The sequence below is a fragment of the Kitasatospora sp. NPDC088783 genome, assembly GCF_044750705.1.
Classification (GTDB): Bacteria; Actinomycetota; Actinomycetes; order Streptomycetales; family Streptomycetaceae; genus Kitasatospora; species Kitasatospora fiedleri.
On the sequence record NZ_JBIVKJ010000013.1, the window covers coordinates 43,248 to 58,020 of the forward strand.

General features: G+C 74.3%; 12 protein-coding genes. 10 read left to right on the forward strand and 2 right to left on the reverse strand.

Features of this window, described 5'->3' with window-relative positions; all coding sequences use genetic code 11:
* The 5 genes from sufC to ACIP60_RS29465 all read left to right on the forward strand — a co-directional run bounded on the left by sufC (window position 1) and on the right by ACIP60_RS29465 (window position 3,630).
* Window positions 1-765, forward strand: a complete 765-nt coding sequence (gene sufC, locus ACIP60_RS29445) for a Fe-S cluster assembly ATPase SufC (RefSeq protein ID WP_400689886.1) — start codon at window positions 1-3, stop codon at window positions 763-765.
* Window positions 762-2,024: a cysteine desulfurase gene (locus ACIP60_RS29450; protein WP_100840243.1), complete on the forward strand. Its 1,263-nt coding sequence runs from the start codon at window positions 762-764 to the stop codon at window positions 2,022-2,024. Before sufC ends, ACIP60_RS29450 begins: the two co-directional genes overlap by 4 nt.
* A 10-nt stretch (window positions 2,025-2,034) precedes the next feature.
* Window positions 2,035-2,487: a Fe-S cluster assembly sulfur transfer protein SufU gene (sufU, locus tag ACIP60_RS29455; RefSeq protein ID WP_100840242.1), complete on the forward strand. Its 453-nt coding sequence runs from the start codon at window positions 2,035-2,037 to the stop codon at window positions 2,485-2,487.
* A gap of 139 nt (window positions 2,488-2,626) precedes the next feature.
* Window positions 2,627-2,914 carry a metal-sulfur cluster assembly factor gene (locus tag ACIP60_RS29460; protein WP_051817190.1) on the forward strand — a complete coding sequence of 96 codons (288 nt, stop codon included), beginning with the start codon at window positions 2,627-2,629 and terminating at the stop codon, window positions 2,912-2,914.
* A gap of 131 nt (window positions 2,915-3,045) precedes the next feature.
* Window positions 3,046-3,630: a hypothetical protein gene (locus ACIP60_RS29465; protein WP_400689891.1), complete on the forward strand. Its 585-nt coding sequence runs from the start codon at window positions 3,046-3,048 to the stop codon at window positions 3,628-3,630.
* Between the two features lie 26 nt (window positions 3,631-3,656).
* On the opposite strand, the gene ACIP60_RS29470 is transcribed toward ACIP60_RS29465, so the two are convergent.
* Window positions 3,657-4,982 carry an MFS transporter gene (locus ACIP60_RS29470; protein ID WP_400689894.1) on the reverse strand — a complete coding sequence of 442 codons (1,326 nt, stop codon included), beginning with the start codon at window positions 4,980-4,982 and terminating at the stop codon, window positions 3,657-3,659.
* Window positions 4,983-5,360: 378 nt separating this feature from the next.
* Between ACIP60_RS29470 and ACIP60_RS29475 the strand changes: the two genes are divergently transcribed.
* From ACIP60_RS29475 to ACIP60_RS29485, 3 genes are all read left to right on the forward strand, one after another.
* A complete protein-coding gene (locus ACIP60_RS29475; protein ID WP_400689896.1) occupies window positions 5,361-6,959 on the forward strand; it encodes a hypothetical protein in 1,599 nt (532 codons plus the stop codon).
* A 162-nt stretch (window positions 6,960-7,121) separates the two neighbouring features.
* Window positions 7,122-8,231, forward strand: a complete 1,110-nt coding sequence (locus tag ACIP60_RS29480; RefSeq protein WP_400689899.1) for a hypothetical protein — start codon at window positions 7,122-7,124, stop codon at window positions 8,229-8,231.
* Between the two features lie 263 nt (window positions 8,232-8,494).
* Window positions 8,495-9,976: an alkaline phosphatase PhoX gene (locus ACIP60_RS29485; RefSeq protein ID WP_400689902.1), complete on the forward strand. Its 1,482-nt coding sequence runs from the start codon at window positions 8,495-8,497 to the stop codon at window positions 9,974-9,976.
* Between the two features lie 125 nt (window positions 9,977-10,101).
* Here ACIP60_RS29485 and ACIP60_RS29490 read toward each other — a convergent pair whose 3' ends face one another.
* A complete protein-coding gene (locus ACIP60_RS29490) occupies window positions 10,102-11,703 on the reverse strand; it encodes a PucR family transcriptional regulator (RefSeq protein ID WP_400689905.1) in 1,602 nt (533 codons plus the stop codon).
* 363 nt (window positions 11,704-12,066) lie between these two features.
* Between ACIP60_RS29490 and pruA the strand changes: the two genes are divergently transcribed.
* Together pruA and ACIP60_RS29500 are read left to right on the forward strand one after the other, a co-directional pair.
* Window positions 12,067-13,695, forward strand: a complete 1,629-nt coding sequence (gene pruA, locus ACIP60_RS29495; protein ID WP_400689908.1) for an L-glutamate gamma-semialdehyde dehydrogenase — start codon at window positions 12,067-12,069, stop codon at window positions 13,693-13,695.
* Window positions 13,696-13,783: 88 nt separating this feature from the next.
* Window positions 13,784-14,713: a proline dehydrogenase family protein gene (locus ACIP60_RS29500; RefSeq protein ID WP_400689911.1), complete on the forward strand. Its 930-nt coding sequence runs from the start codon at window positions 13,784-13,786 to the stop codon at window positions 14,711-14,713.
* The last annotated feature ends 60 nt before the right edge of the window (window positions 14,714-14,773 follow it).

Below are 14,773 nucleotides of genomic sequence, written 5' to 3' on the forward strand. Positions count from 1 at the left end.
ATGGCAACGCTTGAAATCCGCGACCTGCACGTCACCGTCGAGGCCGAGGGCGGTCCCCGCGAGATCCTCAAGGGCGTCGACCTGACGGTCAAGCAGGGCGAGACCCACGCGATCATGGGTCCGAACGGCTCCGGCAAGTCGACCCTGGCCTACTCGCTGGCCGGCCACCCCAAGTACACCGTCACCGGCGGCCAGGTGCTGCTGGACGGCGAGGACGTGCTGGAGATGTCCGTCGACGAGCGCGCCCGGGCCGGCGTCTTCCTGGCCATGCAGTACCCGGTCGAGGTCCCCGGCGTCTCGGTCTCCAACTTCCTGCGCACCGCCGCCACCGCCGTCCGCGGCGAGGCCCCCAAGCTGCGGCTGTGGGTCAAGGAGGTCAAGGAGGCGATGGCCGCCCTGCACATGGACCAGGCGTTCGCCGAGCGCAACGTCAACGAGGGCTTCTCCGGCGGCGAGAAGAAGCGCCACGAGATCCTCCAGCTGGAGCTGCTCAAGCCGAAGATCGCCATCCTCGACGAGACCGACTCCGGTCTGGACGTCGACGCGCTGCGGGTCGTCTCCGAGGGCATCAACCGGGTCCGCTCGACCGGCGAGGTCGGCACCCTGCTGGTCACCCACTACACCCGCATCCTGCGCTACATCAAGCCCGACCACGTGCACGTCTTCGCAGGCGGCAGGATCGTCGAGTCCGGCGGCGCCGAGCTCGCCGACAAGCTGGAGGAAGAGGGCTACGAGAGCTACGTGAAGGGCGGCGCTTCAGAGTGACCCATTCCCATCTGACCGGACTCCTCGACACGGACGCGATCCGCAAGGACTTCCCGATCCTGTCCCGGCAGCTGCACGACGGCCGGCCCCTGGTCTACCTGGACAACGCGGCGACCTCGCAGAAGCCGCGCCAGGTGCTGGAGGCGCTGAACGCCTACTACGAGCAGCACAACGCCAACGTCCACCGCGGCGTGCACGTGCTGGCCGAGGAGGCCACCGCGCTGTACGAGGGCGCCCGGGACAAGGTCGCGGCCTTCGTCAACGCGCCCAGCCGCAACGAGGTGATCTTCACCAAGAACGCCTCCGAGTCGCTCAACCTCGTGGCCAACATGCTGGGTTGGGCCGACGAGCCGTACAAGGTCGACGCCGACTCGGAGATCGTGATCACCGAGATGGAGCACCACTCCAACATCGTGCCGTGGCAGCTGCTCGCGCAGCGCACCGGCGCGAAGCTGAAGTGGTTCTCGCTCACCGACGACGGCCGGCTCGACCTGTCGAACATCGACGAGCTGATCACCGAGAAGACGAAGATCGTCTCCTTCACGCTGGTCTCCAACCTGCTGGGCACCGTCAACCCGGTCGACGCGATCGTCCGCAAGGCGCAGTCGGTCGGCGCACTGGTCGCCATCGACGCCTCGCAGGCCGCCCCGCACATGGTGCTGGACGTGCAGGCGCTGGAGGCCGACTTCGTCGCCTTCACCGGGCACAAGATGGTCGGCCCCACCGGCATCGGCGTGCTCTGGGGGCGCCAGGAGCTGCTGGAGGACCTCCCGCCGTTCCTCGGCGGCGGCGAGATGATCGAGACCGTGACGATGGGCTCGTCCACCTACGCGCCCGCCCCGCACAAGTTCGAGGCCGGCACCCCGCCGATCGCCCAGGCGGTCGGGCTCGGCGCGGCCATCGACTACCTGTCCGAGATCGGCATGGACCGGATCGCCGCCCACGAGCACGCGATCACCGCGTACGCCATCGAGCGCCTGAACGAGGTGCCCGACCTGCGGATCATCGGCCCCCGCACGGCCGTCGACCGCGGCGCGGCGATCTCCTTCACGCTCGGCGACATCCACCCGCACGACGTCGGCCAGGTGCTGGACGAGCAGGGCATCGCGGTCCGGGTCGGCCACCACTGCGCGCGGCCGGTCTGCCTGCGGTACGGAATTCCGGCGACCACCAGGGCGTCGTTCTACCTGTACTCCACGCCCGGCGAGGTGGACGCGCTGATCGACGGTCTCCACCACGTCCGCAACTTCTTCGGCTGAGGCGGCTGCCATGAAACTCGACTCGATGTACCAGGAGATCATCCTGGACCACTACCGCAACCCCCACGGCAAGGGGCTGCGGGACGGCGACGCCGAGGTGCACCACGTCAACCCGACCTGCGGCGACGAGATCACCCTGCGGGTGCGGCTCGACGGCGCGGTCGTCGCCGACGTCTCCTACGAGTCGCAGGGCTGCTCGATCAGCCAGGCCTCCGCCTCCGTGCTCAACGACCTGGTGGTCGGCAAGCCGGTCGGCGAGGCGCAGCAGATCCAGGAGGCCTTCCTCGAACTGATGCAGAGCAAGGGCCAGTCCGAGGGCGACGAGGAGGTGCTGGAGGACGCGGTCGCCTTCGCCGGGGTCTCCAAGTACCCGGCCCGGGTCAAGTGCGCCCTGCTCAGCTGGATGGCCTGGAAGGACGCCACCGCCAAGGCGCTCGGCGGCCAGCCCCCCCTCACCGACTGACGCCCGTTAGGACACTGGATTCATGAGCGAGAACGACACCACCACCGAGGCCGAGGCCCCCGCGGCCGACGCCGCGGCCGCGGAGTCCGAGACCCCGGGGGCGTTCACCAGCGCCGGGACGGTCTCCACCGAGGACCTCATGGAGGCCCTGATGGACGTCGTCGACCCCGAGCTGGGCATCGACGTCGTCAACCTGGGCCTGATCTACGGCCTGCACATCGACGCGGACGACACCGCCACCGTCGACATGACGCTGACCTCCGCGGCCTGCCCGCTCACCGACGTGATCGAGGACCAGGCCCGCACCGCCACCGACGGCCTGGTCAAGGACCTGCGGATCAACTGGGTCTGGATGCCGCCGTGGGGCCCCGACAAGATCACCGACGAGGGCCGCGACCAGCTGCGCGCGCTCGGCTTCAACGTCTGAGCGGTCGGCACCGGCAATCGGCACCGGAGAGGGGCGGGGACTTCGGTCCCCGCCCCTCTCCGTTCTGTTCCGTTCTGTTCCGTTCCGTTCCGGGAATTCCGGGGCCCCGGGCCGAACTAAACTGCCGGACCATGAGTTTCGGGTCGGGTGGCGGGCACGGGCAGCCGGACTGGGCCGCGATGGCCGAGCGGCACGAGCGGGAGCAGCGGCGGCGCAGGCGGCTGCGGATCGCCGGGGCGGCGGCCGGGGCGCTCGCCCTGGTCGGCGGGGGCGGCGCGGCCGTGCTCGGCCTCGCGGGCGGCGGGAAGGACGGCGATCCGGCGGTGGCGGTCGCCGCGACCGGGGCTCCGGCGGCCACCGGCTCCGCCGCGCCGGAGGTGCTGCCCGCTCCGGAGGCCGCTGCCTCTCCCGCTGCCTCTCCCGCTGTTCCGGGGCCGGCTTCGAGGTCGGTCTCCGCCTCCGCCTCGGTCTCCGCCTCCGCCTCGGCCGGGAAGCGGACCGGCCCCCGTCCGGTCGCGACCGTCACCGCCGCCGCCCGCCCCGCCGCCGCCCGCCCCGCCGACCGGCCTGCCGCTGCCGCGAGCCCGGACCCGCTCGCCGGCCTGCGCGACGGCGTCCTGGACGCGGACGGCGGCACGGCCCTGGAGATCGCCGACTCCGCGATGGGCCTGCTCCTCGCACCCGACCGCGCTGCGGGCGACGCGCTGCGGCGCTGACGCCCGGGCGGCCCGGGCCGCCGCGGTCAGCCCCGGCGGCGCAGCACCGCGCCCGCCAGGGCGAGGGCGGCGGTGGCGGCGGTGAGGGCGAAGACGGTGACGGCGGGGAGCAGGCCGTAGGCGCGGGTGAGGGCGCCGACGGCGATGATCGGGGCGGAGGAGCCCAGGTAGACGATCACCCAGAGGGCGGAGAGCTCGCTGCCGCGGCGGGCCGGGTCGAGGGCGGCGACCGCGGCGGTGAACAGGGAGCGGAACGCCACGCCCTGGCAGGCGCCGGCCAGCACGCTGCCGACGAACAGCAGCGCCGGGGTGCCGGTCGCGGCGGCCGTGGTGAGCAGGCCGAGCCCGGCGGCCAGGCCGGTCAGGCCGGCCGCCACGACCACCCGGTCGGAGGTGGGCGGGACGAGCAGCTGGGCGGCGGCCGAGGAGCCGAGCAGCAGCGCGGCGACGGCCGCGCCCGCCAGCGGGGAGCGGGTGTGCAGCAGGGTCGCGGAGAAGGCCGGGGCGAGCGCCAGGTAGACCCCGAAGACCGCGTAGGAGACGAAGCCCGCGGCGGCGGCCAGCAGGAACTCGCGGCGTCCGGCGCGCGGCAGCCGCAGCCGCCGGGGCCGCAGGTGGGCCGGGGTGGTGACGCGCGGCGGGGAGGCCGGGGGCCGGAACGGGCCGGGCATCCGCGGGTGCACCAGGGCGAGCGGCACGCACAGCGCCAGCAGCGCGACCGCGTGCGGCAGGAACGGGCCGAGCAGCGGCTTCGCGTCGTCGGTGAGCGCGGCGCCGACCAGCGGGCCGAGCGCGACGCCGCCCGCCGAGCAGGCCAGGGTGAGCTTGGCGGCCAGGGTGGGCCGGTCCGGCAGCAGGTCGCCGAGGGCGGCGCCCGCCGCGCCCGTGGACAGCCCGACCGCGACGCCCTGGACGGCCCGTCCGGCGGCCAGCTGCCAGAACGAGCCGGCGGTGGCGAACACCGCGTCCCCGGCGGCGGCCAGTGCCACCGCGGGCAGGATCAGGGCGCGCCGCCCCAGGTGGTCCGACCAGTGGCCGACCGCGGCCAGCACCGGGACGAGCGCGAACACGTAGACGGTGAACAGGACCGTGGTGTCCAGCGGGCTCAGGCCCAGGCGCTGCTGGAGCACCGGGTAGAGCGGGGTGGCGAGGTTCGCGCCGATCAGCATCAGCAGCAGGGCGGCGGCCACCAGGCCGACGCGGATGCCGCGCAGCGCGTTCCAGCGGCTGATCGCGGCGAGCTGGAGCTGCTTGCGGGGCGCGAGTTCCAGCGGAAGCAGGGCCTCCGACAGTCGGCGGTCGGCGTACTGAGCGGTGCTCAGGCCGGGGCCGGCGGGGGAGAGGTCCGCCATGGCAGGGGTCTCCTGGAGTGGCCGGGCACCGTCGGGCACGGCCGGGCCGGGGTGTGGCGGCACGGGTCGGACGGTGCGGGTGTGCACGTGGTACGTGGAGTGCGGAGCGCCGTCGCTCCGGGTCCCGGGGCGTGCGCGCGGGGGTGGTGCGCGTCGCCCACCGAAGGATACGTGCCGGCGGGCACTCGTTCGGACGCACCGCCCCACTCGTTCGGGCGGACGCCCGCGCAGCTCAGGCGTTCGGTCGTGGCGGCCGATACGCTGGGTTGACGGGCCGACACGCACGGCCCGCGCCGCCGCTCCCCGCGTCCGCCGCCCCCCGGGCGGGCCGCCCACCGGACGGCGGTGCCCTGCGACGCACCCGGGAGAACGCGCGCGATGGCCGGACGTAGCCGTAACACCCCTGACCAGCAGCCGTCCGAGGCCGAAGGGCTGCTGCCCGCCGACTACGACCTCGCCGACCTGTACGGCGCGCAGAGCGGCGACGAGGACCCCGACGACACGGCCGTCCTGATCCCGCCGATCGCCCTCCCACCGGACGCCGAGCTGGCCGCCGCCGCGCTGGCCGTCCCGCTGATCTCCCGGGTCGTCGCGCTGGCCCGCTGGATCGCCCCGCACCGCGAGGTCGACGAGCACGGCGACCTCGGCGAGGCCGACCGGGTCCGGGCCGCCCGGATGCTCGGCGCCGAGGACCCGGACGAGGACGACGTGGTCGAGGCGATGCGGGCCTGGGCCCTGGCCTGCGACCTCGACCTGGTCGAGACCGGCACCACCGACGAGGGCACCCACGTCGCCATCCCCGGCCCCGACCTGGAGGCCGTCGAGGCCGGCGAGCCCGCCGCCGTCCTCGGCCTCTGGTTCGAGGCCGCCGAACTGGTCCGGGAACTCGCCGCGGAGGCCGAGTCGGTCGACCCCGAGGTGGTCGAGGGCGGCCCGGACGACGACGGCGAGGCCCTGGCGGAGGTCGAGGACGCCCGGGAGCAGGCCGCCGAGATCCTCGACGAGGCGCTGCACGTGCTGTACGAGACCACCGCGTTCGCCGAGCCCGGCGCCGAGACCGTCCCGCTGGGCGTGCTCGCCGCGCTGCTGGTCGTCCCCGACGGGCAGGAGCCCGACGAGGAGATGCTCGGCGAGATCACCGACCTGATGGTCGTCCTCGACCCGATGCTCGGCGACCTCGCCGAACTCGGGCTGGTCGAGCACCGGCCGATCGACCCCGACCTGTTCGAGGAGGGGGAGACGGGGGCACCGGCGGAGGCCGCCGAGGTGGTCGACACCGACCGGCCGCTGACCGAGGAGGACGCGGCCCGCTTCGGCACCGTCCGGCTCACCCCGCTCGGGCAGTACGCGGTGCGCGAGTGGCTGCTCGCCGACGGCTACGACGCCCCGCTGGTCGGCGACCTCGCCGACCAGGACGGCCCGGCCTTCCTGCGCGCCCTCGCCGAGAACGGGCAGCTCTTCGCCGAACCCGAGCTCAAGGCCTGGCTGGCCGCCCGCGACCCGCGCGACGCCGCCCGCGAACTGCTGGCCGGCGCGCGCGGACGCGACGCGCAGTCGCCCGTCCGCCGCTACTACTGCGTGCTCGGCCTCGGCGAGCTCGGCGAGGACGCGGCCCCGCTGGTGCGGGAGGCGGTCGACGACCCCGAGCTGGGCGGGCTGGCCCGCGAGTGGCTGCGCGCCCGCGGCGCGGACGTCGCGGCGGCGGACCGCGAGGTCGCGCTCTGGCGGGTGATCGACTCGATGGCCGCCGTCATGCTGCTGACCGCCGGCGAGGGCGGCCGGCTCCAGGCGCTGGTGGCCGACCTGCCCGTCACCGACAACCCCGCCAGCTACTTCGGCGAGGTCTGGCGGGTGCCGCACCCGATGACGGCGGAGGTGCTGGAGGCGGTCGGCGAGCTGCACCTCGACCGCAAGGTCGCCAAGGAGGCCCGGCGGGCGGCGGTCCGGGCGCGGTCGCTGCGCGGGCAGACCGGGTAGCGGGTGGCGGGTGGCGGGGCTCTTCTCCGGCGGGGTCCCTCCCCGGCGGGCCCCGCCGAGTTCTCCGCGAGCCCTCCACGTCCGTCTGATGGCTCGACAGGTTCCCCGGGCCGTAAGGTAAGTCGGCGTTGGAGTGGCGAGCGGCCGGGGGTGCGGCGAGGGATGAAGAGGCAGCACACGAGCGGGCCCGTGGACATCGAGGCGATGTACTCGGACCAGGAGGCGTACGGCCGGCAGGTGTTGGCGGGCGCGGGGTTTCCGGTGTTCGGGTGGGTGCACGGGGCGGCGGCGCCCGGGTGGGACGTGCTGGCCGAGTACGAGGTCTACAACGGGGAACTGGAGGCGGTGGAGATCCGCTCCGGGGACTGGCGCTCCGCGCCGGGGCCGTACGTGACGGTGCGGACGTACCGGCCCGGGGCCGAGCCGAGCGGGTCGCTGCCCGACCTGGAGGACGTGGTCGAGGACGAGCGCGACCGGGTCTACGAGCACCTCGGGGTGGACGAGGGCGACACCGCCGGGCGGCTGCGGGCGCTGCGCGAGTGGATCACGGTGGACGGCGAGCCGCACGCGGTGCAGGTCCACGAGGACTCCCGGACGGGTGCCGGCCACGGCACGGTGTGGGCGGGCCGGCTGCGGGTGCACGGGGCGACGGTGACGGTCACCGGGCGCGGCGTCCCGCCGGGGTCGGTGGAGCTGCGCCGGATCGGCGACTTCGAGCGGTACATCGTGGGCCGGACCGAGATGCTGCGGCAGCTCGCCGCGCTCCGGGCGGACCGGCGCTCCCCCGAACCCGGCCCGGAGTCCGCCGAGTTGGGCCTCCAGGCGCACCGGGACCTGGTGGTCCAGGCGATCGCGCGGGCCTCGGCGGTGGTCGCGCAGCTGCGCGCCGGGCGATCGGCCCGGCTGCCGCGCCACCTGCGCGGCGAGGACCGGCAGCTGCGCTGGGAGGCGGCGGTGCGGCAGCAGATGCGGCTGGCCTCGGAGACCCGCGAGGAGGCCGACGAGGCGGTCACCTCGATGGTCAACCACCTGAGCCGGCTCGCCCACCACGCGGACTGGGTGAGCGGGACGGTCGAGGGCGCGGCGGCCGTGGAGGAGGTCGTCCGGTACACGGCGTTCGCCAGCGAGGTGCCGAGCCTGCCCGCGCAGCGGGCCTGGGAGCGGCTGTGGGCGGGCGGGACGCCCGAGCTGCCGTCGGGCACCGAGGACGCCTGGCTGACGGCGTGGGAGCAGTGGCGGGTCGAGCGGACCCAGCACGGGGCGCGGCGCTAGCGGGGCCTGCGGGGCCGGACCGGCGGGAGGGGCGGGAGAGGCGGGAGAGGCGGGAGAGGCGGACGGGGCCGAATCGGCGGGATCGGCGGGCGGGACGGGCGGGACGGGCGGGACGGGCGGGGAGAAGGTAAAGGCGGGGTCATCGGCCGGTATGTGGTCGGTAAATCGGCACATCGACGCCGTGTCGGATTCACGCCCGGTTCACGTCCGGCCCGGAGCCTGTCGGTCACCGAACTTCGCCCTCTCCTCCAGGAGTGACCGCCATGCCGCTGTCCCGTCGGGACTTCGTCAACCGTTCGACCGTGCTCGGGGCCGGCGTCCTGATCGCCGGCAGCGCCGAGGTGCTGGCCACCGCGCCCGGGGCGATCGCCGCCCCCGCGGGCGGGGAGGCCGCCCTCGCGAAGGGCGGGCACACCGCGGTCGGCTACGGCGCGCTGGTGTCCGACCCGAAGGGGGTGCTGGCGCTGCCGAAGGGCTTCTCGTACGAGGTCGTCACGCGCACCGGCGAGACCACCCTGGTCACCGGCGAGTCCACCCCGAGCAACCACGACGGCACCGCCGCGTTCGAGGGGCGGGGCGGGGCCGTCCTGCTGGTGAACAACCACGAGCTGGCCGGGCCGCGGGCGAACTGGCCGCACCCGGTGCCGCTGCTGGCGGGCCACGTCTACGACCCGGCCGCGGCGGGCGGCTGCACCGTCGTCGAGGTCTCCGGGCACGGTGACGCGCACGGGCACGGCAAGGGCCGCGGGCAGGGCGGGCGCCGGGTCCGCGAGTGGGTCGGCATCGCCGGCACCGCCACCAACTGCGCCGGTGGCGCCACCCCGTGGAACACCTGGCTGACCTGCGAGGAGACCGAGGACAAGGCCGGCACCAACGGCTTCACCAAGGACCACGGCTACGTCTTCGAGGTCGACCCGCACGACCAGGACGCCAACCGGGACCCGCAGCCGATCAAGGCGTTCGGCCGGTTCGCGCACGAGGCCGTCGTCATCGACGAGCGGCGCGGCCACGCCTACCTGACCGAGGACGCGGCCAAGCCGAACGGCCTGTTCTACCGCTGGACCCCGCCGGCCGGCTTCCGGCACGGCAGGGGCCGGCTGCGCACCCTGGCCGCCGACGCGGGCGTGCTGGAGGCGCTGAAGGCGTTCGACGCGCGCGGCAAGCTGGTCGACGACCTGTCCCGGGCCACCAAGCCCGGCACCACGTACGGCGCCGACTGGGTCAAGGTCCAGGACCGCGACGCCCGCACCACCTCGATCCGCAAGCAGTTCGAGGACGGCGAGATCACCCGGGCCCGCAAGCTGGAGGGCATGTGGTGGGGCGACGGCGGCATCTACTTCGTCTCCTCCTTCGCCCGCGAGGAGTCGCCGCTCCAGCACGACGGCCAGGTCTGGTTCTACAGCCCGACCCGGCGGACGCTGACCCTGAAGGTCATCCTCGGCGTCAACGACGAGGTCTGGACCGACCGGGGCAACTTCGACGGCCCCGACAACATCACCGTCTCGCCCCACGGCGGCCTGATCATCGCCGAGGACGGCAGCGGCCTCCAGCACCTGTTCGGCACCACCGCCGACGGCCGGACGTACGCGCTGGCGCGCAACGAGCTCAACCTCGGGACGGCCGAGGAGCCGGAGTTCAGCGAGTTCACCGGCGTGACCTTCTCGCCTGACGGGCGGACGCTGTTCGCGAACATCCAGGAGCCGGGCATCATGCTGGCGATCACCGGCCCGTGGCACCGGATGTGACGGCCCGTCGGCCCTGAGGCCCGCCCGGGGAGCGCCGACTCCCCGGGCGTCGGGCGGACCGCCGGCCGGGCGGACCGCCGGCCGGGCGGATCGCCGGTCGGGCGAGCGGCCGGTCTGGCGAACCGTCAGTCGGGCAGGCGGAGTTGGAGCATGGCGAGCAGGCGCTGCTGGGGCTGGGCGAGGTCCAGGCCGGTGAGCTGCTCGGCCCTCCGCACCCGGTAGCGCAGGGTGTTGGGGTGGATGTGCAGGGCGTCGGCCGCGGTGCGGACCTCGCCGAGGGCGTCGAGGTAGGCGAGGACGGACTCGGCGAGCCGGGTGTGGTGGCGGCCGTCGTACGCGCTGAGGGCGGTGAGGCGGGGGTCGCGCAGCTCGGGGCGGTCCTGGAGCAGGGCCAGCACCTCGGAGACCAGCACCTCGGCCTGGACGTCCTGGAGCGCGGCCACGTCCGGGACGACCCCGCCGCGGCCCATCGCGTCCAGGATCCGGTCGGCCTGGGCCCGGGAGGCCGGGACGTCGGCGAGGCCGGGGACGGTGGGGCCGATCGCGGCCCGCAGCGGGATGGACAGGTGGTCGCGGGCCGCGTCGACGGTCTCCTGGGTCCAGTCGCGCAGGGTGCCGGGCGGGACGCCGGGCGGGAGTTCGGGCAGCAGGACGTAGACCCGGGAGTCGACCGGGGCGAGCAGGGCGCCGCGGTGGCGGGCGGCGGTGTGCACCGAGATCAGGCCGATCACCTCGTCGCGGGAGAGCTCGGCGTCCCGGCCGTCGGTGGCGGCGGGGGCGTAGGCCAGCACGGTGGCCGCGCGGCGGACGTCCAGGCCCAGGTGGGTGGCCAGCGACTGCGGGCCGGTGGAGCCCTCCAGCAGGCCGGTCAGCAGGGTCTGGGTGAGCCGGGTGTCGGCCGACAACTCCCGTCGGCGGCGCACCAGTTGGCCGGCCGCGACCCGGGCGGCGCCGACCAGCGCCTGCTCGGCGGTGTCGGTCAGCGGGCGGGAGCCCTCCTGCACCCAGATGGTGCCCAGCGGCTGCGCGCCGGAGCGGATCGCGATCGCCAGCCGGCGGCGGATGCCCAGCTCGGGGTGGGCGGCGATCTCGATCGCGCCCTCGGAGCCGCGCAGGTGCGAGAAGACGCCCCACTCGCGCAGCTTGGCCAGGTACGGCTCCGGGCCCTGGCGGCCCAGGATGGACAGCCGGCGCAGGTCGTCGACCTCGTCGGTCTCGGAGGTGCGGGAGTAGGCGAGCACCCGGCTGGAGGTGTCCTCGATCGAGACGATGCCGCCGGTCAGCACGGCGACGGTCTGGGCGAGCGAGAACAGGTCGCCGGTGGCGGCCCCGCCGGGCTCCGGGCCGTCCGGGCCGTCGGAGCCGGACAGCAGGGTGCGGGCCAGCGAGTCGAGGTGCTCCCAGCGGGTCTCGCGGCGCACCGAGAGCAGTGCGACGCCCGCCTCGGTGGCGGCCTCGCGCAGCGCGTCCGCCTGGCCCGGCCCGTCCAGCTTGACCGCGACGGCGGCGGCCCGGGCCCGGCCGGCGGCGCGCAGCGCGGGGAGGGCGGCCCGGCCGCGGGCGCCGATGGCCAGCACGAGTTCGCCCGGCGCGGCGGTGGGCGGGTCCTCCGGGTCGAGGATGGCCACGTGCCGGACCGGGACGTCCAGTCCGGCGGGCGCGGCCTGGAGCTCGACCAGGGGTTCGCCGAGCGACATCAGCAGCTGGCGCAGGGGCAGGCCGGTCATCGGCGGGGTCCTCGGTTCGGAGCGGGCGGTGTTCGTCGGGGCGCGCCTGTCGGGGCGCGCCTGTCGGGGCGCGCCTGTCGGGGCGCGTCCGTCGGGGCGTCCGGCGGGCGTCTCTCGGGCGTCTCTCGGGCGTTCGTCGGGCGTTCGTCGGGGCGGACAAGATCCGGGGTCCGAGTTTAGTGAGCCGGACAGGGTGCGGTCGCCGTGACCGGAGTGTGACGGTGTTCGTCCGGGCGGACAACGGCGAGCGGGGGAATTTGGCGGCGCGGCCAACAGTCCCGGGCCGGGACGGGGAATAGCGTTCCTCCATGGCCGGTGTGCGACCCTCGCCGGCTTCCCATGACGAGAAGGAGAGCGTGCGCCATGGATGCTGTGACCCAGGTCCCCGCGCCGGTGAACGAGCCGGTCCACAGCTACGCCCCCGGCAGCCCCGAGCGGGTCCGGCTGGAGGCCAAGCTGAAGGAGCTGGGCGGCCAGGGGCCGATCCAGCTGACCATGACGATCAACGGGGAGCAGCGCCTCGGCGGCGGCTCCGAGATCCACGTCGTGCAGCCGCACCACCACGCGGCCCGGCTCGGCACGCTGCGCAACGCCACCCAGGACGACGCGCGCGAGGCCATCGACACCGCCCTGGCCGCCGCGCCGGCCTGGCAGGCGCTCTCCTTCGACTCCCGCGCCGCGATCTTCCTGCGCGCCGCGGACCTGCTGGCCGGCCCGTGGCGGGAGACCCTCGCCGCGGCCACCATGCTGGGCCAGTCGAAGACCGCCCAGCAGGCGGAGATCGACACCCCCTGCGAGCTGGTCGACTTCCTGCGCTTCAACGTGCACTTCGCCCGGCAGATCCTGGCCGAGCAGCCGATCTCCTCGGACGGCGTGTGGAACCGCACCGACCACCGCCCGCTGGAGGGCTTCGTCTACGCGATCACCCCGTTCAACTTCACCGCGATCGCCGGCAACCTGCCGACCGCGCCCGCGCTGATGGGCAACGTGGTGATCTGGAAGCCGTCCCCCACCCAGCAGTTCGCCGCGCACTACCTGATGCGGCTGCTGGAGGCCGCCGGCCTGCCCAAGGGCGTCATCAACATGGTCACCGGCGACGGCCTGGACGTCTCCGAGGTCGCCCTCAAGCACCCCGCGCTGGCCGGCATCCACTTCACCGGCTCCACCCCGACCTTCCAGCACCTGTGGCGCACCGTCGGCGAGAACATCTCCGGCTACCGCACCTACCCGCGGATCGTCGGCGAGACCGGCGGCAAGGACTTCCTGGTCGCCCACCCGTCCGCCGACAAGGCCGTGCTGAAGACCGCGATGACCCGCGGCGCCTTCGAGTACCAGGGCCAGAAGTGCTCGGCGCTCTCCCGCGCGTACGTCCCGGCCTCGGTCTGGGCCGAGATCAAGGACGACTTCCGCGACGAGGTCGAGTGGCTCACCATGGGCGACGTCGCCGACCTGAGCAACTTCATGGGCGCGGTCATCGACGAGCGCTCCTTCGCCAAGAACAAGGCCGCGATCGACCGCGCCAAGGCCGACCCGCAGGTCGAGGTGCTGGCCGGCGGCACGTACGACGACTCGGTCGGCTGGTTCGTCCGCCCGACCGTGCTGGTCTGCCAGGACCCGGCCGCCGAGTACTTCCGGGACGAGTACTTCGGCCCGATCCTCTCGGTGCACGTCTACCAGGACGACCAGTACGACGAGATGCTCGCGCAGATGGAGTCGGTGTCCGCGTACGGCCTGACCGGCTCGATCATCGCCCAGGACCGCGAAGCCGTGCAGCACGCGATGCACGTGCTGCGCAACGCCGCCGGCAACTTCTACATCAACGACAAGCCCACCGGCGCCGTCGTCGGCCAGCAGCCCTTCGGCGGCGGCCGGGCCTCCGGCACCAACGACAAGGCCGGCGCCAAGCAGAACCTGATGCGCTGGACCTCCAGCCGCTCCATCAAGGAGACGTTCGTCCCGCCGACGGACTACCGCTACCCGCACATGGGCTGACCGGGCCCGTGTCCCGCGGGGCGGCCGCACCCCGGCCGCCCCGCACCCCCCTTCTCCACCAGCTGATCCGCTTCGCCGGGAGTCCACGATGCTCCGTTCCGCCCTCCTCGCCGCCTCGCGCTCCCCGCAGGTGCGCACCATGGTCGAGAAGTTCCCGCCCACCCACGCGATCGTCGAGCGCTTCGTCGCCGGCGACCGGCTCGACCAGGGCGTGAGCGCCACCGAGGCGCTGGTCGCCAGCGGCCGCAAGGTCACCCTCGACCACCTCGGCGAGGACACCAAGGACGCCGACCAGGCCGCCGGCACCGCCCTCGCCTACGAGCACCTGCTGACCGCCCTCAAGGAGACCGGCCTCGCCGCGGACGCCGAGGTCTCCGTCAAGCTCTCCGCCGTCGGCCAGTTCCTCCCCGTGGACGGCGAGAAGATCGCCCTGGAGAACGCCCGCCGCATCTGCCAGGCCGCCGCCGACGCGGGCACCACCGTGACGCTCGACATGGAGGACCACACCACCACCGACTCCACCCTGGCCATCGCCCGCGAACTGCGCGCCGACTTCCCCTGGCTGGGCGTCGTCCTCCAGGCCTACCTGCGCCGCACCGAGGCCGACTGCCGCGACCTCGCCCACGCGGGCTCCCGGGTGCGCCTCTGCAAGGGCGCCTACAAGGAGCCCGAGTCGGTCGCCTTCCAGGGCAAGCGGGACGTCGACCTCGCCTACGTCCGCGCGCTCAAGGTCCTGATGGCGGGCGAGGGCTACCCCATGGTGGCCTCGCACGACCCCAACATGATCAAGATCGCCGGCCAGCTCGCCGAGTGGAACAAGCGCGACGCCACCTCCTTCGAGTACCAGATGCTCTTCGGCATCCGCCCCGAGGAGCAGCTCCGCCTCGCCGAGGCCGGCAACACCATGCGGGTCTACCTGCCCTACGGCCAGGAGTGGTACGGCTACTTCATGCGCCGCCTGGCCGAGCGCCCCGCGAACCTGACCTTCTTCCTGCGCGCGATGGCCACCCGCGGCTGACGGCACGCCGGGTGACCGGCGGCGGGGCCGGATCCGGCTCCGCCGCTCAACGCCGTGAAA

Coding starts and splice junctions, on each gene's coding strand:
- sufC (WP_400689886.1), top strand. CDS start 1: ATGGCAACGCTTGAAATCCGCGACCTGCACGTCACCGTCGAGGCCGAG.
- sufU (WP_100840242.1), top strand. CDS start 2,035: ATGAAACTCGACTCGATGTACCAGGAGATCATCCTGGACCACTACCGC.
- ACIP60_RS29460 (WP_051817190.1), top strand. CDS start 2,627: ATGGAGGCCCTGATGGACGTCGTCGACCCCGAGCTGGGCATCGACGTC.
- ACIP60_RS29465 (WP_400689891.1), top strand. CDS start 3,046: ATGAGTTTCGGGTCGGGTGGCGGGCACGGGCAGCCGGACTGGGCCGCG.
- ACIP60_RS29470 (WP_400689894.1), bottom strand. CDS start 4,982: ATGGCGGACCTCTCCCCCGCCGGCCCCGGCCTGAGCACCGCTCAGTAC.
- ACIP60_RS29475 (WP_400689896.1), top strand. CDS start 5,361: ATGGCCGGACGTAGCCGTAACACCCCTGACCAGCAGCCGTCCGAGGCC.
- ACIP60_RS29480 (WP_400689899.1), top strand. CDS start 7,122: ATGAAGAGGCAGCACACGAGCGGGCCCGTGGACATCGAGGCGATGTAC.
- ACIP60_RS29485 (WP_400689902.1), top strand. CDS start 8,495: ATGCCGCTGTCCCGTCGGGACTTCGTCAACCGTTCGACCGTGCTCGGG.
- ACIP60_RS29490 (WP_400689905.1), bottom strand. CDS start 11,703: ATGACCGGCCTGCCCCTGCGCCAGCTGCTGATGTCGCTCGGCGAACCC.
- pruA (WP_400689908.1), top strand. CDS start 12,067: ATGGATGCTGTGACCCAGGTCCCCGCGCCGGTGAACGAGCCGGTCCAC.
- ACIP60_RS29500 (WP_400689911.1), top strand. CDS start 13,784: ATGCTCCGTTCCGCCCTCCTCGCCGCCTCGCGCTCCCCGCAGGTGCGC.